The following is a 21,360-nucleotide window of genomic DNA, read 5'->3' as shown; positions in this document are numbered from 1 at the left end:
GTAGTTCAGTGAATAGGATGGCTGATCTTTTCTTCTTCTAAATCAATTCGGGCTTCTTCCTGACGAATGATTTCATCATCGAATTCCTGTTTTCTGCGTAGTCGATGTAACTCATCACGCTTTGCGTTCAGAATAGCGGTCATCACTTCATTGTAACGAGTAACGTGTTCACCGTCGTTCTCAATTGAATCCAGATGTCGTTTTGTTTGATGCGTATCCGTCTCCAGTCGATTTTTAAGATTTTCTAATAAGTCATTGGTACTAATTTCATCGGCATAATTGTCATTAAGATGTTTCAACGCTACTTTAAGTAGTTTGAGTTGGATCATCGATTCCTGAGTTTCCTCCGGAAGTCGATGATCCGGGTCCTGGTAATTGACCCATCGAACGACAAGTGGTAAAGTCAGCCCCTGAAAAACCAACGTGACCAGAATCACGACAAACGTGATGAACAGAATCAGATTACGGTGGGGGAAAGGCTCTCCATTGTTAATTGTCAACGGAATAGATAAGGCCGATGCCAACGACACAACTCCGCGCATACCCGCCCAACCGAGGATCATAGGCGCTTTATACCCAACCTTGCGTCGGGCAACAGTAATGTATTGGCCGATAAATTCGGTGAATCCGGCTGAGGCAAACGAAAAAAGTATACGAGTAACAATGATAACGGCGGTAACCAGTAAGGCATAGCCAATCGCTTCCAGTTTTGAATAATCTTCCAGACTATTGATAATAACTGGTAACTCAAGCCCGATCAAAATAAAAACCAATCCATTCAGGGCAAACACAACCGTAGCCCACATGCCTGTTCCCTGAATGCGCGCGCTGTGGTTGAGTATAACGTGGCTCTGGTTGGAGAGAAATAACCCTCCGCTGACAACCGCCATAACGCCAGAAACCTCAAATTCCTCGGCCGTCATATACATAATATAAGGAGCCATGAACGTCAGTAAAATACTGATTCGGGTTGAGGTAGGTAACCATCGATGAATGGCGTAGAATACAACAGCTATCCCCAATCCCACAACTACCCCTAAAATTGTGACTAAAACAAAATCAACGGAAGCTGTCTGCCAGACGAACGTACCTGTTGAAACCGCAGCCAACGCAAAACGGAAAACCACTAAGCTTGCTGCATCATTCACCAGACTTTCACCCTCCAGAATACTGAGGGCTGATTTTGATATATTGACTCCTCGTAAAACCGACGTAGCGGCAACGGCATCGGGTGGTGAAATGATACCGCCTAACAGAAAGCCAAGCGCCAGTGTGAACCCCGGAATAACGGCGCTCGAAACATAAGCGACCGAAAAAGCCGTTACGATAACCAGGCCAAACGCCAGAACGGTAATAATCCGGCGCCATCGCCAGAACTCTTTCCACGACATAAACCAGGCCGCTTCGTAGAGTAGGGGTGGAAGAAAGATGAGAAAGATAAGTTCAGGATTGACTTCAACACGGGGAATACCCGGAATCAAACTAATGACTAAGCCGCTAATAACCAGAAAAATAGGGGTAGGGATGCGCAGCCGCTGACCTGCCATTACCAGCAGCGTAACCGCAAGCATTAACGACAAACAAAGCAGTAATGTTTGGTGCATACAGTACAGAAAAACAAGTATTCAGCGAAGTTAATATGTCCTGATTCCTGTCAAAAGGAAGCTCCAATTTTTCAGACATGTGTTCGCCCGTTCTGACTAAGCCTATTCCTGGCATTATTCCGTTTTGGGACTGAGGCAGGCCATAACCATGAGCACAAGGGCTATCACGGACGCTACTGTCCGAATCATGTGCCAGTTGTTCCAGGGCATTTCAAATCGGGCTCGTAAATTAGCCATTTCTTCGGCCGAAGCGGTCTGAATCGAAAACGATTCCAGCATATTGTTTAGAGGAATATTCCCCATTGCCGTAATGCCAAAAACGCCAAGTAGATAAATGAGGGTAGCGGCCAGGAGAGCCCAGAAACGAACGGTTATGGGCTGGCTATAATGTTGCAAAGTCGTCATGGGCAACAAAACCAGAGCCCCCATAAAGCTGACGAAAAATAGAGGATTCAGAATGGCCTTGTTGATGGATTGCATGGCCGATAAATAAGCCACATCCGATAGCCGGCCCAATCCTGGATTTACTGAGCAGGAATACCCGTAGAAAAGGCCAGCGATGAGTGCCGTTGTAACTGTAGCACAGATCAACAGGAGTGTAGGAAGGGAGGTCATTGTCGGTGTTTTTGAAGCTGTGATGCCGAAATATCATTAATTGGCGTCAATTGCTGAAAGGCATCTTTCCGGCCAGCCACATCGGTCGAATCAAACCGTTTATAGGTGGCCCAGTCTACAAAAGCTGTATTCGTTTCTGGATGCAGGAAACCCCCACCGGGTAAATTTTCTGTATCCAGATCCGGTATATAAATCACCGTTAGCGTGATCGACGCAGGTTCACCTTTCGGATAAAAAGTCCAGCTTAGTTTCATGCCCTAAAATTAACAGCGCCTTTGGCCGTAAACTTTACCACAGAATCATATTTATCACCAACTGATAGTCTGGCACATTATCAGTTGGTGATCGAGTACCTTATTTAACGGGTAATTGAATCATCGTGGAGCTATTGGCACCTAATTGAGTTGTCGGTAGCTGACCGTTCCACTTTTTAATCCATTCCTGCTGAACCAGCAAAGGCGTGAGGGTCTTCTGCTTCAGCTCGTTGGCTCTCGCTTCGGCCTCCGCTTCAATAATTTTTGCCCGGGCAATCCCGTTGGCTTTCGTAACGGCAATTTCTGCCGATGCTTTTTCGGCGGCAATCTGATTTTGCAGACGTAGTGCATTCTGGACAGCCGTGTTCTTCGCATCAATCATGGCCTGAAGCGATTCGGGAGGAGTCAGGTTGGAAGTAATGTTTTCAAACGCAAACCCATCGTCAGATAACGCCTTTCTGAGTTTGGCTTCTACATTTTCTTCAAAACCAACGCGATTATTCACCAGCGAATCGGGGGTAAACGCATTCGCTACATCGCGATACGAGTTGTAGACAATGGTTCGAAGAATATTATTCTCAATGTCAGGCAGCTCTTTGCGGTATTTGCGATAGACGTTAGCGCCCTGGCCTTTCACCAGGTGATAGTTCAGTGTAGGGTCAATTTTAAACAGCGTTCCGCCTTTGGCGCTGACATTGAACGGATCAAAATCTTTGGTTTGGGTAAACGTCGGATACTGTTCAATAAAGGAAGTAAGGGGATTGTAAAATATCCAACCCGTTACATTTTCAATGTCGCTGGCTCCCCGATCAGAGCCTATTTTGCTGACTTTAATACCTTCGTGGGAAGCGTCGACGGTGGTACAGGATTTACTAATGATAAGTACAAGAATCAGAGCAACAACAGCCCAAATACCTATGCGTAATTTACTCATGGTGGTGATTAGTGAAAGGGTTTTTAGTGAAGAATTTTGACCGGACCGTCAGCCATAGATAAACAAGCAGCACCAGCCCAGCTATCATCGGTAACGTATCGCTGCGTTGATTCAGTAACCAATAAACAGCTTCCAGCATGAAGCCCGTGACGACCAGAAAGGCGAAGAGTTGAAGAACTCGAAGTATGCTCATGGCTAAATGTACAGGATGAATCAGCGATTTAGCTAACTGATTTAGTTTTCGGTTGTTAGGCCGGATAATCGGCGCTAGCACGTGACCAAATTACTAATTTCCTATGTACGCTGCTCGTCTTTAGCTAAGCCATTCAATCCTACTTCTAATGGATACGTACAGTCAAAACGTGGCTTTTCTTAGGTATACAATCTTCAATCCGACTGTAGCTGGAACATACGAAAGTCGCGTCAACCTGAGGCAGGTTGCATAGCACTATTTTTTGCAGGTTTTACAGCGAGCTTGCTTAGATAATTTCTTAATAAAAGTAGGTATGCGCTGATAATGAGTTTTCTACATACATTTAGCAGGATTAAACGTTTAACGCCAACTTCGTATGCGAAAAGTGATTTTACCCACCGTATGGCTGATGACAGCCTCATCAATTGTTCTTGCACAACCCAAAAATGATACAGGCGGAGGACACTCATCTGGCCTTGGTACAATCGTTTGGGTAGTTGGATTGGTAGTTGTGGTAGCAGCTATTTACTTTTTCAGCACTCGCTCGAAAAAATCGTAGTCAGGGTACGTGGTTCATCGTCACCAACAACGGAACAATTCGCTCCCTGACTTGCGGATTGTTCCGTAAAAAAAAGCCCATTTTCTTCGGTTTGTAACTGATTAACCTCTTAGAAATCAATATATCACTAAAGGCCCTCATGGCTCGGTTAGGAAATGTACCTTTTAATGAGTTCATCGACAGAAGGTAGTCATCTATATTGGGTATTTCTTTTTCTGAAAATAAAAATAGCCAATACTCCTGACCGACGCTTCCTCCAAGGATCAGGCGTGTATTATCACTGGGATAGTTTAGTCGATTTCCGGGGGTGATAATCATCTTGTAGCCTGGCCGTGGAAGTACTTTACTGGCTGCGCTGTCTGCCTCACCAGATGTGATCAGATAGAGATACGTTTGCTTTTTTACGTCCAATGTGAACTTGAATGACGTATTTGTTCGCTGCGGTTGTGTAAGGGTGTACGTCATCAATTGAGAACTATTGGAAGAGGTTGTAAACGGCAATGCTTCGCCCGTGAACGCTCCATGAGATATGGTCAAATCCGTATCGAGAAGGTTGTCGGAAGGCCTGATAGTTGACGATAGAAAGGCCTGATACCCATATTTAGCGAATCGGCCGAAGGTATCATACGACATCCAGAAATAGCCCTTATCGCCCCAGGGGCTTCCCCAACTGTTAATCAGCTTAAATGCTCCGTTGCCCAGCATCGTATCGTCGTACCCGACGACGCACATGGCATGGCCAAAATCCAGCGAATTTGCCTGATAAGGGCGCCATTCCATTTTCGGGCCTGAGGCATTATCGCTAGCCATTAACTCCGACACAAACGATTTCAGTCGGGGCACTAAGGTCTGGGTAAACGATAAATTTGCCATCGAGCCAGTAGTCTGAATTCCCACCACAATGGGCGACCACTCCGCCAATGCCTGTTTTGCGGCTACTACTTTGGCTTCTTTAGGATCTGTAATACTAAACAGCTTTACATAGTCCTCTATTCTGGAAGAAGGATTGATTCGGAACTCTTGATTTAGTTGACAGGAATTTGGATCAGGGAATGCCGAGAAAGCGGGTAAGCCATTTTGCTTGATGTAATCCAACGCCTGACCAGCATCAATTCCGGATGTACAGCTGTAATCATAGGCCATCTTAAGATTGGCGTAGAGGTAAAAAGGCGAGAAACTACGTTTCAAAATTTGAGATTTATCCGTAATTCCCTGTTTTCTAGCCTCCAGTATAGATCGCATATAGTACCCGATTGATACCGCTACACAGGTGCCTTTTTCACCTTGGTCGATAACGGGAGGTGCATAAATAGACATATCTATCCGGGGGGGCAGCTGTTTGGTTGGCTGGCTTACCCACTTTTGGGGTAACTGGTCGTAATCATACTCGTTAACCAAAAGCCCCTGCCAGCGTGTTCCTATTGGGGGAACACCCCTACTCTGTTTTCGGACAATAATGGAACCAGCCCAGTTTTTAACTTCCAGAACTGGCTTTTGAACATAGTTCGATTTTCGTAAAATAAAGTTTATATTACTCGATGTCCACGATTGAAGTGTCTCAAACGATAGACCGGGTAATATATCAGGGGAGGAAGACTCCAATAAGGAGCCGAAAGCAGTGCATAAAGCGTTGGTAAACAGCGTTCCTGGATTTAGTTTATTCACTTTAGCCGCCAGATTTAGGTAGCCTGGGGCTGATGGAGTAGAACTTCCCAACTTAACTATGCCTTTCGTGCGGAGAAAGAGCTGTTTAATAATCTCCTGAGAAAGTATGATACCCTCAACAGTTGTGGCCTCTGGTACTGCCGGAGGAGTATGGTCAATTCGTTGGCTGCTACAATCGGCAATCAGTACGCCAAGATGTACGTTCTTGGCTCTCAGCCAATTTTCTACTTCACTAACAGGCAGCCCTGTTTTGTTCATATCGGATAGCCGCCAGTTGGCGAAATTATCGGCTGGATTAGTTGGAGGAAGACCATAACCGGAATAATAGACGATGATAATATCGTTGGGGGACGTTTTCATCGCTGTAATCGTATCCTGCAATGCCTTTCGGGTAAAATTAGATTGATCCAGGCGACTGATTCGCATCGGGTACTGTAATTCAAGATGAATTTTCCTAACGAAGAGATTCATGAGTGAGTCGTTTTCCATATTGAGTCGCCCGAACTCGAGCTCACGTTGCTCCATTACGAAAACGACGTGTAGTTGGGGCACTGGCGGCTTAGCCACCGACTGGGCCTGAGCCTGAAAACAACTCAGGAGAAGAATGAGTAGGGGAAAAAATTTCATCGTGTTTCAGAATGGTAGTTTAGGCTTTGTTAAGCTAATCTATCTGAAAATCAGTACAAAACGAATGGCGTAAACGTATATTTGTTCCGTAACCTCTTTTTCATGAAAAATCGGTTAGTCCTCTTTTTTGTACTGAGCTTCTGCTGCCTGAAAACGCTGGCCCAGCAGAGCCTATCCGACAGTCTGCAAAATCTGCTCACCCAATCCATTGCCGATACCGCCCGCGTTCAGGTACTCGATCAACTGAGCCGATCGCTGATGTATTCGAAGCCATTTGTGGCTATGCAATACGCGCGGGAAGGTCTAAAAATCGCCCAAAAAGTGGATTTTCTGCGTGGAGAAGCTCGTATACTGAATCGAATTGGTACCATTTTCCGGCTTACAGGTAATTATGACCGTTCGTTGGAATCGCATTTAGCCTCGGTTACTGTTGCCGAAATCAATAACGATGCAGATGCCCTCGCCCGGACCTATAACAATATGGGTAATCTGTATTCGGAGCAGAAAAATTCGTCCAAAGCCATTGCCTATTATCAGAAAACCAGTGAATTAGCTACCCAACTGGCCAATTTAGCCTTAAAGCGCATTGCACTCTCGAATATTGGTTCGGAATACGCACTTCTCAATCAATTGGATTCTGCCCAGACTTACACGCGTATTGCCTATGACTATGCGCTTCAGCAGAAAGCAGCTGATATTCAGATTGAATTGATGATTCTGGCGAATATTTACAAACGCATGAACCGCTATGGACAGGCGTTAATGTATTATCGAAAGAGCATTCCAACGTCTGTAGCTGTTAAAAACGACCGCACGCTGAGTCAAACTTATCTGGAAATGGCAGAGATTTTTCAGGCGACCCATCAGTCTGACTCTATGGTTGTTTACGCTAAAAAGTCGCTGCAACTGGCCCAGTCGTCCAATATGCTCAATACGATTCTAAAAGCCAGCACGATCCTGTCTGACTATTACGAGACGCCGGAACCTAGTGAGGCACTAGCCTATCTGAAAATAGCCTCGGTAGCCAAAGACAGCCTGGAAAATGCCGAAAAAATTAAAAGTTTTCAGACTATCGAGTTCAATCAGAAGATGCGTCAGGAAGACGCCAAACGTCTCGAAGAATCGTATCGGACCCGCATCCTGCTGTATTTACTGGTAAGTGGTATTGGTGCATTTATGCTCATTGCACTCATTCAATATCGTAATAACCGCCACAAACAAAAAGCGAATAGGCTACTTCGGCAACAACGAGACGAAATTAATGCTGAACGGCAGAAAGTGGAAAGTGCGCTGGATGAGCTAAAAGTTACCCAAGCACAACTCATTCAAAAGGAAAAATTAGCCAGTTTGGGCGAGCTAACGGCAGGCATCGCTCATGAGATTCAAAACCCGTTGAATTTTGTTAATAATTTTTCAGATGTAAGTACAGAACTGGTCGATGAATTAAAGGAAGGTCCATTTCAACACCTGCCAGATGCAGAAAAGGCCTATGCCACCGAAATTCTAGTCGATCTCACTCAAAACCTACAAAAGATTCAGCATCATGGCGGGCGAGCCAGCAACATCGTCAAAGGAATGCTGGAGCACTCGCGTACCAGCTCGGGTGAACGCCAGCCTACTGATTTGAACGCCCTGGCCGATGAGTATTTGCGGCTAGCTTATCATGGACAGCGTGCGAAGGATAAGACGTTTAATTGTGAGCTCGTGACTCACTTTGATCCAACTGTGGGTAAAGTAACCGTAATGAATCAGGAGCTAGGCAGAGTGGTGTTGAACCTGTTTACCAATGCATTCTACGCCGTGCAGCAGAAAGGCAAAAGTGATGTCGGCTATCAACCCATCGTAACGTTAACGACAAAGCGATTGCCGACCAGTGTCCAAATTCAGGTGGCAGATAACGGAGCAGGCATACCCGAAACCGTTCAGCAGAAGATTTTTCAGCCGTTCTTCACGACGAAACCAACTGGTGAAGGCACCGGCCTGGGTTTATCCCTCTCGTACGATATCATCACTAAAGGGCACGGAGGATCGTTAGTCGTATTGAGTAAGGAAGGGGAAGGCACTGTTTTTACTATCGAGTTGCCCACCACAATAAAATAAAGCCCAGTCAGATGGCTGGGCTTTATTTTATTGGCTGGTTATCAGTTAATTATCCGTGAAAAAAGTCCTTCATCTTGTCGAAGAAGCCTTTTTCGTTTTTGTTGGGCTTCGGTTGGAAATTCGGTGAGTTACGCAACTTTTCCAGCAGAGATCGCTCTTCAGCGGAAAGTGTTTTTGGGGTCCAAACGTTGACGTGGACTAGCTCGTCACCCCGGCCGTAGCCGTTTAATTCTTTAATACCTTTTCCTTTCAGACGCAGGATTTTGCCACTTTGCGTACCTGGATCGAGCGTGATACGTGCTTTTCCGTCGATAGTCGGTACTTCAACGCTGGTGCCCATAGCGGCATCCACAAAGTTGACGTACAGATCGAACACCACATTGTTACCATCTCGTTTCAGATCGGGATCTTCCTCCTCCTCAATCACAATCAATAGGTCACCGGCAACACCACCGCGAGGAGGTACGTTTCCTTTACCACCCACCGATAGTTGAATACCTTCAGCAACGCCCGCTGGAATCTTGATCGGAATAACATCTTCCTGTAAAACGCGGCCTTCACCAAAACAAGCGTCGCAACGATCCGTCACGATCTTACCGTCGCCATTACAGGTTGGACACGTACTCGTCGATACCATCTGACCGAGCATTGTATTCACTACTTTACGGGTCTGGCCGGTACCGCTACAAGTCGAGCAGGTTTGTACGGAAGTTCCGTTTTTAGAGCCATTGCCCCCGCAGGTGTTACAGGTAACGTGACGTTTTACCTTAATTTTCTTTTCAATACCGTTGGCAACTTCCTGTAAATTCAGCTTCAGCTTGATGCGCAAATCGGAACCCCGCCGAACGCGTTGCCGTCCGCCACCTCCGTTTCCACCCCGGAAGAAACTTCCGAAAGGAGAATCGTCGCCGAAAACGTCGCCAAACTGACTGAAAATATCTTCCATCGTAGGCCCACCAGCGCCATAACCGCCTGCCGCACCACTCATACCCGCATGACCAAACTGATCATAACGCGCTTTTTTTTGAGGGTCGTTCAGAACGTCGTAGGCTTCGGCGGCCTCCTTAAATTTTTCTTCGGCGGTTGGGTCGTCAGGATTTTTATCGGGATGGTATTTGATCGCCATTTTCCGATAGGCCTTCTTCAATTCCTCCGACGTGACGTTCTTTGAGACGCCCAGAATTTCGTAATAATCGCGCTTCGTTGCCATATTTTTGAATGAGTGAATGAGCGAATGAGTGAATAGCTGACGCAACCATACTGGTAATCTGTCAATATTCACTCATTCGCTCATTCACTCATTATTTTAACTTCCTACTATCACTTTTGCAAACCGAATGACCTTGTCATTCAGGTAATATCCTTTTTCAACTTCGTCGATTACTTTTCCTTTCAGATCGTCGCTGGGGGCTGGAAACTGCGTAATCGATTCATGAAGGTCTGCATTGAATGGTTCTCCTTTCGAGGCCATTGGTTTCAGACCTTTACCTTCCAGCGTTTTGAATAACTTGTTGTAGATCAGGGCAACACCTTCCTTCAGCGCAGCCACATCATCCGTATTTTCCATCGACTGCATGGCCCGCTCAAAATCATCGACAACCGGAATCAGCGCTTTTAATACGCCCTCATTCGCATTGCCGATCAAATCAAGTTTTTCCTTAGCTGTACGTCTACGGAAGTTCTCAAAATCAGCGTATAAACGGAGATACTTATCTTTGAGTTCTGCTAGTTCACTGCCGGTCCGGTCGCGGTCCGACGTTTCAGTTTCGGCAACAATATCTTCTGCTGGTGCGGTTCCTGTACTTTCCTCTGCTTCTCCGCCGTTTACGTTTACGGCTTCTTCGGTTGTCAGGTTGTCAGGTTGTTGAGTATCCATAGACGCTTGTTCGTCCAAAATGTCTTTATTTTCCATTGATGAGTTCCTATTTCGCTTCCAGAAATTCATACGCAAAGATGGGCAAAAGACCGGCCAAAACCACATTGTCTGCCAAGTTGACACAATTTCTGGGTCGAGAATTTTTGGAATGTCATGTTTCCAAGCCGGGATCCTCGAGATTTGACCCATTGGCAGGATTTAAAAAATGTAGATTATCGTTCAGTATCATATAGGTAACAAGCCTGGATTTGCACTTTCATCAAACTATAGTATGCATTTGCCCGTTCGCCAGTATACGCAACTCGTTAAAACCAAAGCGCTCGAATTGGGCTTTGATTTTTGCGGTGTGGCCAAAGCGGATTTTCTGGAAGAAGAAGCTCCTCGACTAGAGACCTGGCTTAAGAATGGGATGCACGGCCAAATGAATTACATGGCCAACCATTTCGATAAACGACTTGATCCTCGTTTGCTGGTCGACGATGCGAAGTCTGTCATCACGGTACTATTGAATTATTACCCTGAGCAGCGACTGCCGGAGGGTGAGGCTGAGTTTAAGGTCTCGAAATATGCCTATGGTACAGATTATCACTTTGTTATAAAAGATAAACTGAAGGATTTGCTGGCCTATATTCAGGAAGAGATTGGTGAAGTAGGCGGCAGGGCGTTTGTCGATTCGGCACCCGTGATGGATAAAGCCTGGGCGAAACGCGCGGGGCTTGGCTGGGTTGGAAAACACACGAACCTGCTTAATCGGGAAATAGGATCGTTTTTCTTCATCGGAGAGTTGATTCTTGACCTTGAATTAGAACCCGATGGTCCCATCACTGATTACTGCGGTACCTGCACCCGCTGCATTGATGCCTGCCCGACCGATGCCATTGTAGGGCCTTATGTTGTGGATGGCAGTAAATGCATTTCCTATTTCACGATTGAGCTAAAAGAGGCTATTCCAGAAGATGTTCGTGGAAAGTTTGATAACTGGATATTCGGCTGCGATATCTGTCAGGATGTTTGTCCCTGGAATCGGTTTGCCAAACCCCACCAAACGCCCGCTTTCGATCCGCATCCGCATTTAGCTGCGTTTACGAAATCGGACTGGGAGGAAATTACGGAAGAGGTATTTCGTGAAATTTTTCGTCGGTCGGCCGTGAAGCGTACTAAATTGGAAGGGCTGAAACGAAATATTCAGTTTAATCAACCTGAGCAATAGCGCCAAACCATTCTAATGGTAAAATTGCGTTAATGCTTCGGCTACACGCCAAACGTCTTCATACGTATTATACAAGGGCGTAGGAGCCAGACGTATACAATCCGGTTCGCGCCAGTCGCCAATAATGCCCTGATCGGTCAGATGCCTGAAAACCTCTTTTCCGTGTTTTCGAACCAGAAGAGAGAGCTGACAACCGCGTTGGTTGGGATCATCAGGCGTGAGAATCTGGATTTCATCGAATGGAGCCAGTAAGTATTCCAGAAATCCTGTCAGCGTTTCGCTTTTCTGACGGAGCGCTACGATACCGGCTTCGGCAGTAATCGAAATCGCTGCCCGATGGAGGGCCAGCGCCAGAATGTTGGGCGTACTGACCTGCCATCCATCGGCACCGGGAGCAGGCAGAAAACCAGGTGTCATCTCAAAGCGTCGATCTTGCCGATAACCCCACCAACCAGCTAAACGAGGTAAATTCTGTTCGTGATGTTTCTGGTGAACAAACACCCCTGATACGGCACCAGGTCCGCCGTTAAGGTATTTATACGAACACCAGGTTGCAAAATCAACTCCCCAATCGTGTAGTTGGAGCGGAATATTGCCAATCGCATGGGCGAGGTCGAAACCGATAGGAATACAGTGCTGTTGAGCGGTTTCGGCAATAGCCGCCATGTTATACACCTGACCCGTATAATAATTTAGCCCACTCATCCAGATCAGCGCCAGGGTATTGGCATGTTCAGCGATGGCTTTCTGAATATCCGTTGTGTGAATCAAGCCGTCGTCGGGACGTGGAGCTATTTCAATGAGTGCGTCGGCTACGGTAAGTCCATGATGCTTGATATGCGTTTCCAGTGCGTATTGATCAGAAGGGAAATCGCCTTTGATTGTCAGTATTTTATAATTCTTATCAGTCGGTTGGTAAAAAGAAGCCAGGAGTAAATGAAGGTTCACCGTTAACGCATTCATCGGGCAAACTTCATCGGGTTTGGCCCCCACAATTGCGGACAGAGCGGCTTTACAAGTTGTATGGTAGCTAAGCCAGGGCTGTTCATTGTCTTCGGTTGATTCAAACCAGCCTTCAACCCCTAGGTTTTGCCAGGTAAGCAACTCCTGACCAAGTGCCGCCTGTGCGCTTTTAGGCTGTAAACCGAGGGAGTTTCCGCATAAGTAAGTTATGGATTTTCCATGGCGTTGAGGAATGTGAAAACGCTCACGAAAATGCCTGAGCGGGTCCATTTGATCGAGTTTTTGGGCAAATGCGAGCGAGCGTTCGTAGTTCATATAGGAATATAAACGAAAAAGTAAGTAAATTGGCTATCTCCCTTCGGCAATTCGGTAGAGCGAGTTGTCACAATAGACCAAATTTCCTGACCGTATTTAGTAAGATCAGAGGCTCAAAAACTGTCTGCTGAATATTGTTGCGTGTAATTTCTATCCCTTTGTTTAGCTAATCAATCTTTTCTGGGTAAATTAATCAAGTTTATTAATGAGTTGATTATCAGTGGTGGGCTTGCATGATTAGATGTATTTTGTATCTGGAGTAACAACCCAATAAGATGCATTATGGATGAATCGATACGGTATGCCTTAGCAATCTGGTTTACACTAATTCTGTCTCAGGCAAGCTGGGCACAGCATAGTTTAAGTCTAAGTGGCTATGTGTATGACGCAGCCGATCAAAAGCCATTAGCCAATGTCAGTGTGGCCTGGCCAGATCAACATATTGGTACTTACACAAATGCTTTGGGTTACTTTAGTCTGGCTATTCCTGCACAGGAAAGCCTGCAACTTACTTTCGCACTCACTGGATATACTCCCCAAACTTTTTCTCTTCCAGCACGCGATACGCTCTTGACTGTTACAATGGTTGCCGGAAATACGCTTCGTGAAGTAGTTGTTAAGGCGCCTATTCTGGACCAACGTGTTAGTGATAATCCGCAAATGAGTCAGATAGCCGTTTCGATTGGTCAAATAACTAAAGTGCCATCATTGTTTGGCGAAAAGGATGTTTTGAAAGTTATTCAATTGCTGCCAGGCGTGCAGAAAGGCTCAGAAGGGAATGCAGGTATCTACGTGCGAGGGGGCGGACCTGACCAGAATCTGATTTTGCTAGACGGGGCTACTGTCTATAATCCAAATCACCTTTTGGGCTTTTTCTCGGCTTTTAATAGTGATGCATTGCGCCGGGTGGAACTGACAAAAGGGGGATTTCCTGCTCGATTTGGCGGGCGCGTATCGTCGGTGATTGAGATGGATACAAAAATAGGAGGCTCCGATACATTGCGCACAGAAGCCAGTATTGGAATTATATCCTCACGTATAACCGCCGACGGGCCATTATTGAAGAGTAGGGTTCGATTTATGCTAGCTGCTCGCCGTACGTATGTAGACTTAATCACTGAACCGATAAGTGAGTTATCGGGTAATAATTCAGTTGCTACGAAGTCATATTTCTACGACCTGAATGGTAAATTTCAATGGCAGATAAATGCTCGTAACAAGTTTAGTGTTAGCACGTTTTTCAGTCGCGATCAGTTCAGTAATTTCCACCAACTCACGGCGAAGTCGTCTCGGGCAAGCTTAGGTTGGCAAAATACGGTAGCTGCATTACGTTGGGACCAGGTCCATTCGGAGAATGATCTAACTCACTGGTCCGTCTTTTATAGTCAATATGGTCTTTCTGTGTCCAACGATTATTTGTTGAATAGTGGATCAACAACACAATTGTATGCTTTGCGCTATCAATCGGGCATACGTGATATGACATTGCAATATAGTCGCGAACGGTTCATCAACCCCATTCATGAACTGCGGTTTGGTATACAGGGCATCTATCATCGGTTTACACCCGATGCCGTTGTATTACCGGATGACAACGGAGGTGCTGGATCTGAACGACATTATATTGATGTATTGGAGTCTGGCTTGTGGCTTGAAGATACCTGGAAGCCAACTACTCGCTTACGAATCAATGGTGGTTTGCGCTTAAGTCATTATGAATTGATTGGTAGTGGTGTGCTGTCTAAAGCTGATAAACCTAATCCTCCAGTTAAACCTGTTATTCCCAAGGAACAAACTAGTTCATCGGAACAATCGGCTCGTTACATCAAGCCAGAACCCAGGTTATCAATTGCTTACGTGTTACAACCTAATTTATCATTGAAAGCGTCGTATGCTACCATGAATCAATACGTACATCTTTTGTCGAGTACGGGAGTAGGTTTGCCAACCGATTTATGGATACCAACTACCTCGCAAATGAAACCGCAGCAGGCCCGGCAGGTGGCGGTTGGGTTAGCGAATGACTTGACAAAATCGGGCCTGACCTTGACACTTGAAGCTTACTACAAAACAATGAATAACCTGATTAGCTACAAGGAAGGTGCTAGTTTTCTAAGCCGTACAGGTACGGAGAACAGTCAGAATTGGGCGAATAATATCACTACTGGGCGAGGGTGGTCGGAGGGGGTAGAAGTGCTGGTACAGAAGAAGGCTAATTCCGACTGGTTACCCCGACTTTCAGGATGGATTGGGTATACCCTTTCGCAAACGAAGTGGCAGTTTGACCAATTAAACGGAGGTAAGCCATTTTTCCCACGTTACGATCGCCGACACGATGCTTCGATTGTACTACTGTTCGAACTGACGTCTACTATGACGCTGGCAGGAACATGGGTGTATGGTACAGGTAATGCATTGACGTTGCCACTCTCACGGTTTCCGGGTTATGTCAATCAGCCTCAGACAGGTAACCCCTCAAAGTCCGCCGAAGCGTTGTTTGGTACAGGGCCGAACGTAAAGGAATACGGTGATCGAAACAGTATGCGGGCCGAGTCCTATCATCGACTCGATTTGAACTGGCAGATTCGGCGTCGACGGCGGATTTACGAGCGGACTTGGTCGATCGGTGTGTACAATGCATATAACCGGCGCAATCCATTCTATTATTCACTCGAAGGCCAAGACCAAGGCCCCGGATTACCGTCGAAAACGGTTCTATATCGCTATTCTATTTTTTCGGTACTGCCTTCTGTGAGTTACTCAATCAAATTTTGATTATGAAAACGGTTCTGTTCATTAGTCTTATTTTCGGCCTGACTGCCTGCGGCAATCTGAGCGAAGAAGTCGTGCCAGACGGATTGGGAGCCGGGGCTCGTAAGCTGGTTGTCGCTTGTTTTATTTCCCCACAGGACACTATACTGACCGCCAAAGTAGCTTATTCCCGTCCGTTATTGGCTAATGATCCAACCCGTAATCCAGCTGTTAGCGATGCTGCGGTGACCTTATCAGATGGACCACGAAGTGTGTCGTTTGTGTATAATAAGCAACTTGGATATTACCAGGCTAATGCTCAGTCCGTGCCGATTGTGGCTGGTCAAACGTACAATCTGACCGTAAAAGCTGCGAATGGTCAGCAGGTAACGGCTTCGGCCAGGGTTCCGGATGGTATCCCCATTCAATCGATTGATGTTACCTGGGAGAAGCCTACTTCTGGAAACGGTATACAATTGATGACACGCACAGCCTGGCAAGATCCGGCCAACGCAACCAATTTTTATCAACTGCGTGGCCAAATCATCAGCCAACCGGCCAATCCGCGTGAGCCCATTGTTAGCCAACCTGTTATTTTTGCTGGCAATGAGCAGGGGCTGTTTACCGATGACGGTAACAATGGTACGTTGCTTATCTCGACGCCAGGCTACGTTGATAATGTAGTTGGTTCCGAGTTAGTTATGAAACTATGGCATCTGGATGCTCCCTATTATCAGTATCATCAGGCATTATCCCTCCAACTGGCAATCGACGGTGATCCATTTGCCGAACTGGTTCCGATTCCGACGAATATTCAAGGCGGTTTGGGCTGCTTTGGCGCGTATAATCAGGTGATAGCTACCCGATCTCTTCGATAAAAATAGCCGCTCGTTCTAATTCTGTTTACGCTGTTCCAGTAGCCAGTCGTAGATGGTCTTGTCTTTGTAGAGATATTGAATACCATGCCCTTCGCCTTCCAGTCGTGTAAATTTTACCTGACCACCGCACGTATTTAATCGCTTAACTAACCGCTCCGTTTCATTGATAGGAATAACGTAATCGGTAGTTCCATGAAACGTCCAGATCGGTATGTGCCTGATTTGACAGACTTTCGTGGAGTCATCACAACCGCCACAGAGTGGAACGATGGCCGCGAATTTATCAGGATATTCCAGGGCCGTTTGCCAGACTCCATAACCTCCCATGCTGATTCCGGTCAGATACACGCGTTTTGGGTCAATCCGGTACTTAGTTTTCAATTCTTCAAAAAGCGGTTCAAACCAATTGTCCGTCGACCAGAATTTGCCGTTGGGGCATTGGGGTGATGCAATGATAAAGTCAAAATCCTGCCCCTGTTCAACAAGTTGCGGTAAGCCATACGACTTGAGTTTCGCTAAATCCTGCCCTCGATGTGAGCTGCCATGAAGGTAGATAACCAGTGGAAAATCCGATTTTTCAGAGGCATAGTTTTTGGGCAGGTAGAGCAGGTATTTATAGGCTTCTTTGGTTTTAGCCGTCGGCTGTGCATATAGCCCGGCGCAAAAAAACAGGAAGAAAATAGACAAATAGTGAAAAAACGGGCGTAATCGCATGGATGAATAGATGGGAGAAATCATTGTCTTAGGTAAACGGATTCTTAGCGGCAATACTCGAGCAGGGAGACAACCTCATACGTTGGATTCGCTTTGTATAACTCCTGAAGTACGCCAATATGCGTTTGTCCAAACATTACCAGCAATTTTCTGCCATTGTGCTGTTGCTGAATCGTCAGCGCGTTGCTGTAAATCTTTAGGTTTCGATTGTAAAACAAGCTGATGTATTCGGCTCCGATGTACCGATTGTCAACATGGCTCACATCAACGGTTGTCTGGGCATTTTTTGAAAACGAGCCGTTCGTAACCAGTGCTGGTAAATTATAGAAAAGGTGATGGGTCATGGCAATCATATCCGGCTGGTTCAACCGCCGTATGTAATCATAAAGCGATAAACTGTCTTGTTGTACTTGTTTTTTCAGCGGACGGGCTACACCCTGAAATTGACGTAACGCCTTCTGAAACGATTCGATGTGTTCACCATCGACTAACAATGATTGAGATGTGGCTTCATAATGATCAGCGCCATAAATCCGTTGATGGCCAAGCCGTTTGGCCAGGGCAAACCCAACCTGATAGGTTTCACTACGGCCTTCCTTTAGTGTCTTCAAATCCAGTTTTCCGCTCTGATACAGTCGATATAAACTATCCAGATGTGGTTGCTGACTCGGCTCAAGTTCAACCAGGATCATGTCTGGAGCAAATTGTTGAAGGCACAAATGTAACTTAGCGAGTTCGGCTTGTTTTTTAGGGCTCAGAACATCCGATTGTGGCGATTGATTGTAGAGTTGAGCTAAATGATCAAAGCCAACAAGCATGACCTGTATTGGCGGATCGGTTTGGGCCTGACAAGGAGCGGTGGCACTAACGAATAGAATAAAGCCCAGTAGGGGCCATATCATATTAAATCGGATCATTCGATGAGTTGTCATTCAGGTTGAGCCAGCAATAACTAATTCGACAAGATAGCCGATTCAATCAAATAGACATGGTAAATGATCAGAAAGTTAGGCTGGGGAGGTAAATGCCTACGTCAACGTTTACACCTCCCAAACCAGAAGCCTCCTGAAGGTTAGTTAGTTTTATTGTTTTTGGATAAAGTAGAATAACTAAAACTGGAAGTAGATAAATAAGCCGTGCAGCGCTCCCCAAATAACAAATGTATAGGATGCTCCGTGCCAGAGTCCGCCCAGCAGCGTGGTAACCATTAGGTTCACATACGTTCTAAGGGTGCCAGGTCGGTTACCACCCAATGGAATATAAACGTAATCGCGTAGCCAGATAGAAAGAGTAATGTGCCAGCGACGTCAGAAATCCGAAAAACCAATAGCAGCGTAAGGCCAGCACACCCGTCCAGGTTGTAAATAGGAATAGGATTATTTTTCACATGAAATAACCGCTAACTCAAAATAAGGGGCTTTAGAAAGGGTGTGTGCAATAACCACGCACTGATGTCCTGGTTGGGTATCCAGATAACTAACTCAAAATTAATGAGTTGAAGGGCATACGGAAAGTAAGGCGGGGTGAGTGTAGAATTATTTGTGAACAATCGAAATTCTGCGTGGAACCTGTAACGGTCAGTTGGTCAGTTCACTCAGAAATAAACCACTTATTCAAAAGAGCCGACGCTTCATTTGGAAAGAAAGTCGGTTGATGGAGCGATTCAGATGGTTATAACGCATTTACAACCGAAAAGCGGATAGCGGGGTCTACAGATGAAATTCGCTGGCAGTATGAAACGTATACTATTTCTTCTAGTGGTAGGCTGGACATCGATGCGCCTACATGGTCAGTCTGTTAAGACAGAGAATGAATCATTTCCAACGTATCAACAAATCAAACCGGATCATGCTGAAATCATTGATTTCGCTCCATCGCGTGGCACATCTGGGCAAGTTGTCATGAGTACGCGCCGGGTTCCAGTTAATTTATTCGATTATCCTGAAAAGACGGTGACGTATTTGCTGAATGGTAAACCGACAATGAACGCTAAGTATGCGAAAGAAGTGCTTAATAAAAAAGGAACGCAGGTCGAACGAATAAACATTCATGAACCATCTCCAGACGGAAAGCGGACCATCGAAATTGAGTATATAATTCGCCAATAAAATGAGACAGTTATCAATAGAATGGGCTCACAATTAGCTAATTGTGAGCCCATTCTATTGATAACTATATACTTACTGGTGATCCGTTCCGCCCCCTTTTTTGCAGCAGCTTGGTAGTTTATTATAGCCAGCTTCATCGGCAACCAGTTCGTCGGCGTCGTAGCCAGTTTTGCTGATGTTGGCTTTTAACTTATCAACATCCGTTTTCGCTGGGTTATACTTGATTGTTACAACCTTCGATTTAACATCTAAATTCGCTTCTTTGACGCCTTTTTCAAAAGTGAGGTTTCGTTCGATACGGGCTTTACACATGCCGCAAATGGCCGATGTTTTAATCTTAACTTCTTTCTCTTTGTCGTCGCGGGTAGAAGTGCTGGCAAATGAGTTGCCCAGGATTATCAGGGACGTTAGAGCGGTTAGAACTAGGTTACGAAACATGAGATAACTGGTTTATAGTGAATTGTTAACGAAAATTTGCGTTGAATGGTGCCCACTTAGCGGTGCATTTTATGCATTTGAGGTGCGCCAGTATGGTTCATTGTGCGCATGGTCATTAAGCTAGGTGTCAGACGAAGATAAATTTCACCCGAGAGCGGCATTTTGCCATAGAGACTCTGCAACGATTTTTCTGGCATACTACTCGTAAGTTGGGCTCCCAATACAAGATCAGTGTTACGTGTCTGTATAATTCGGTAATTCATGCCGAGCGTTACGTTGTTGATAATGAGTGGTCTGTCAGCGGGAATGCCGCCAAAGTACGGATCAATAATCGCTAACTCTGCCGCTGTCTTTCCAATGTTTTCGTATCGACCATACAAAGCGACCTTGTTTATCTGTAAGCTGCTCTCCGCCAGAAATGAATTGTCGCCTTCACCATCATGGCTATTTCGACCCCAAACCAGAGCCGATGCGACATACCGATTCGGGCCCAATCCTTTACTATGCAAAATGGATGCCGTTGTTCGAGTTATATTTTCTGCGGTATGTGTTTCTTCGGGACTGTGTAAAAATCCCTGCGAAAATTGCAGGGCCAACGATGGCGATGGATTTATAGATATTCGATATGAATAACTATCGAATTTGGGTTTATCGAAATTATACCGATGCTCGTCTGGTTCGCGACCCGTAAAGCTCGATGCTTCCAGTTTAGCCCATTTATAGCGAAATCCGGCAGTAGCAACGCCAAACAAAATATGTGAGGCATCCTGCCAGTGATGGCTCAGGGGAGCGTCGGGAATATTGAATGCCGAAATACGGTGCATAAACGCGGGTGGCCCAAGGGCTGGTTCGCCAGGATACCCAACATAGCCGAAGATATCGATGTCCTTATTGACCGAATGACTATAGCTAACCGATAACTCCGAAATCAGATCGTGAGGGTGCTGCTTATCGACCAGAGGCTGGCCTTTGTAACTTTCACCGGTCTGAAATAGAAGAGGGTAGCCTCCGTTGCCAACCGTTAATGGGTCAAGGGAAATCATGGCTCGAATCTGAAACAGCCCCCGCTGGCCTACTTTTCGCTGGGCCATGCCCATAAACCAATTCGGTGCTCCGAATTGCTGACCGTATCCTCGCTTGTCGGCATTAGCCACATTCTGACTAGTGTAGCGCAGGTAAATAGCATAATGCAGCATGTAACTCCAGCCTTTTGGCGATGGATGGCTCATGTAAGCGTACATTGGCGTATTATCAGGATGCCACGACGTACCAGAGCCATTGCGATTCATGGGCAAGTTTCGCGAAAGCGAATGCGTCATTCCCATGGTTGTATCCATTGTAAGGCCATAATTGAACATCGCCATGTCGCCCATCATCCCCAATTTATCCATACCATCATCCCCGCGCATGTCGTGCATCGAGTGATTCATTGGTTTAGTGGTATCAGGCTTGGACGGGGTTTTCATCGGCATTCCTTCGTGATGCTGATGTTGCCCAAAGGTTGCTCCACTGAGAGTCAATAGTAGGCCAAATAAAAATTTGTTCATTAGCTTGTT

The 21,360-nt window shown here is 45.8% G+C and carries 19 protein-coding genes and 1 pseudogene; 6 read left to right on the top strand and 14 right to left on the bottom strand.

Features of this window, described 5'->3' with window-relative positions; genetic code table 11:
• Positions 1-5: 5 nt before the first annotated feature.
• The 5 genes from ACYVE4_RS10145 to ACYVE4_RS10125 all read right to left on the bottom strand — a co-directional run bounded on the left by ACYVE4_RS10145 (position 6) and on the right by ACYVE4_RS10125 (position 3,600).
• Positions 6-1,604 carry a Na+/H+ antiporter gene (locus ACYVE4_RS10145; protein ID WP_461039561.1) on the bottom strand — a complete coding sequence of 533 codons (1,599 nt, stop codon included), beginning with the start codon at positions 1,602-1,604 and terminating at the stop codon, positions 6-8.
• A gap of 114 nt (positions 1,605-1,718) precedes the next feature.
• Complete coding sequence (locus ACYVE4_RS10140; RefSeq protein WP_461039559.1) at positions 1,719-2,219, bottom strand: anthrone oxygenase family protein; 501 nt, start codon at positions 2,217-2,219, stop codon at positions 1,719-1,721.
• Positions 2,216-2,473, bottom strand: a complete 258-nt coding sequence (locus tag ACYVE4_RS10135) for a hypothetical protein (protein ID WP_461039557.1) — start codon at positions 2,471-2,473, stop codon at positions 2,216-2,218. Before ACYVE4_RS10135 ends, ACYVE4_RS10140 begins: the two co-directional genes overlap by 4 nt.
• A gap of 100 nt (positions 2,474-2,573) precedes the next feature.
• Entirely contained in the window at positions 2,574-3,407 is an 834-nt protein-coding gene (locus tag ACYVE4_RS10130; RefSeq protein ID WP_461039555.1) for an SPFH domain-containing protein, read from the bottom strand.
• Positions 3,400-3,600: a hypothetical protein gene (locus ACYVE4_RS10125; protein WP_461039553.1), complete on the bottom strand. Its 201-nt coding sequence runs from the start codon at positions 3,598-3,600 to the stop codon at positions 3,400-3,402. The genes ACYVE4_RS10130 and ACYVE4_RS10125 overlap by 8 nt, the downstream gene beginning before the upstream one ends.
• A gap of 376 nt (positions 3,601-3,976) precedes the next feature.
• Between ACYVE4_RS10125 and ACYVE4_RS10120 the strand changes: the two genes are divergently transcribed.
• Positions 3,977-4,159: a hypothetical protein gene (locus ACYVE4_RS10120; RefSeq protein WP_461039552.1), complete on the top strand. Its 183-nt coding sequence runs from the start codon at positions 3,977-3,979 to the stop codon at positions 4,157-4,159.
• Here ACYVE4_RS10120 and ACYVE4_RS10115 read toward each other — a convergent pair whose 3' ends face one another.
• Entirely contained in the window at positions 4,160-6,451 is a 2,292-nt protein-coding gene (locus tag ACYVE4_RS10115) for a C1 family peptidase (RefSeq protein ID WP_461039550.1), read from the bottom strand.
• 102 nt (positions 6,452-6,553) lie between these two features.
• Here ACYVE4_RS10115 and ACYVE4_RS10110 point away from each other — a divergent pair, with 102 nt between their 5' ends.
• Positions 6,554-8,551, top strand: a complete 1,998-nt coding sequence (locus tag ACYVE4_RS10110; RefSeq protein ID WP_461039548.1) for an ATP-binding protein — start codon at positions 6,554-6,556, stop codon at positions 8,549-8,551.
• 49 nt (positions 8,552-8,600) lie between these two features.
• Here ACYVE4_RS10110 and dnaJ read toward each other — a convergent pair whose 3' ends face one another.
• Together dnaJ and ACYVE4_RS10100 are read right to left on the bottom strand one after the other, a co-directional pair.
• A complete protein-coding gene (gene dnaJ / locus ACYVE4_RS10105; protein WP_461039546.1) occupies positions 8,601-9,761 on the bottom strand; it encodes a molecular chaperone DnaJ in 1,161 nt (386 codons plus the stop codon).
• A gap of 96 nt (positions 9,762-9,857) precedes the next feature.
• Complete coding sequence (locus tag ACYVE4_RS10100; RefSeq protein WP_461039544.1) at positions 9,858-10,463, bottom strand: nucleotide exchange factor GrpE; 606 nt, start codon at positions 10,461-10,463, stop codon at positions 9,858-9,860.
• A gap of 235 nt (positions 10,464-10,698) precedes the next feature.
• Here ACYVE4_RS10100 and queG point away from each other — a divergent pair, with 235 nt between their 5' ends.
• Entirely contained in the window at positions 10,699-11,637 is a 939-nt protein-coding gene (gene queG / locus ACYVE4_RS10095) for a tRNA epoxyqueuosine(34) reductase QueG (RefSeq protein ID WP_461039543.1), read from the top strand.
• Between the two features lie 12 nt (positions 11,638-11,649).
• Here queG and kynU read toward each other — a convergent pair whose 3' ends face one another.
• Positions 11,650-12,915, bottom strand: a complete 1,266-nt coding sequence (kynU, locus tag ACYVE4_RS10090; RefSeq protein ID WP_461039542.1) for a kynureninase — start codon at positions 12,913-12,915, stop codon at positions 11,650-11,652.
• A gap of 282 nt (positions 12,916-13,197) precedes the next feature.
• Here kynU and ACYVE4_RS10085 point away from each other — a divergent pair, with 282 nt between their 5' ends.
• Positions 13,198-15,690: a TonB-dependent receptor gene (locus ACYVE4_RS10085; RefSeq protein WP_461039541.1), complete on the top strand. Its 2,493-nt coding sequence runs from the start codon at positions 13,198-13,200 to the stop codon at positions 15,688-15,690.
• Positions 15,691-15,692: 2 nt separating this feature from the next.
• Positions 15,693-16,544 carry a DUF4249 domain-containing protein gene (locus ACYVE4_RS10080; RefSeq protein WP_461039539.1) on the top strand — a complete coding sequence of 284 codons (852 nt, stop codon included), beginning with the start codon at positions 15,693-15,695 and terminating at the stop codon, positions 16,542-16,544.
• Positions 16,545-16,559: 15 nt separating this feature from the next.
• Here the strand turns inward: ACYVE4_RS10080 and ACYVE4_RS10075 are convergent, their stop codons facing one another.
• The 3 genes and pseudogenes from ACYVE4_RS10075 to ACYVE4_RS10065 form a co-directional block, all read right to left on the bottom strand.
• Positions 16,560-17,282 carry a carboxylesterase family protein gene (locus ACYVE4_RS10075; RefSeq protein ID WP_461039538.1) on the bottom strand — a complete coding sequence of 241 codons (723 nt, stop codon included), beginning with the start codon at positions 17,280-17,282 and terminating at the stop codon, positions 16,560-16,562.
• 20 nt (positions 17,283-17,302) lie between these two features.
• On the bottom strand, positions 17,303-18,190 hold the full coding sequence (locus tag ACYVE4_RS10070) for a DUF5694 domain-containing protein (protein WP_461039537.1): 888 nt from the start codon (positions 18,188-18,190) through the stop codon (positions 17,303-17,305).
• 192 nt (positions 18,191-18,382) lie between these two features.
• Positions 18,383-18,598 (bottom strand): annotated as a pseudogene (locus tag ACYVE4_RS10065) (MBOAT family O-acyltransferase); the annotation flags it as partial.
• A gap of 393 nt (positions 18,599-18,991) precedes the next feature.
• Between ACYVE4_RS10065 and ACYVE4_RS10060 the strand changes: the two are divergent.
• Positions 18,992-19,366: a hypothetical protein gene (locus ACYVE4_RS10060; protein WP_461039536.1), complete on the top strand. Its 375-nt coding sequence runs from the start codon at positions 18,992-18,994 to the stop codon at positions 19,364-19,366.
• Positions 19,367-19,438: 72 nt separating this feature from the next.
• Here the strand turns inward: ACYVE4_RS10060 and ACYVE4_RS10055 are convergent, their stop codons facing one another.
• Positions 19,439-19,804, bottom strand: coding sequence for a heavy-metal-associated domain-containing protein (locus tag ACYVE4_RS10055; protein ID WP_461039534.1), 366 nt, complete (start codon positions 19,802-19,804; stop codon positions 19,439-19,441).
• 56 nt (positions 19,805-19,860) lie between these two features.
• The gene (locus ACYVE4_RS10050; protein WP_461039533.1) at positions 19,861-21,351 is read right to left on the bottom strand and encodes a hypothetical protein; all 1,491 of its coding nucleotides are present in this window, start codon (positions 21,349-21,351) and stop codon (positions 19,861-19,863) included.
• Positions 21,352-21,360: the final 9 nt, after the last annotated feature.

Source organism: Spirosoma harenae, from assembly GCF_054776975.1.
This window is presented reverse-complemented; position numbering and strand designations above follow the sequence as displayed.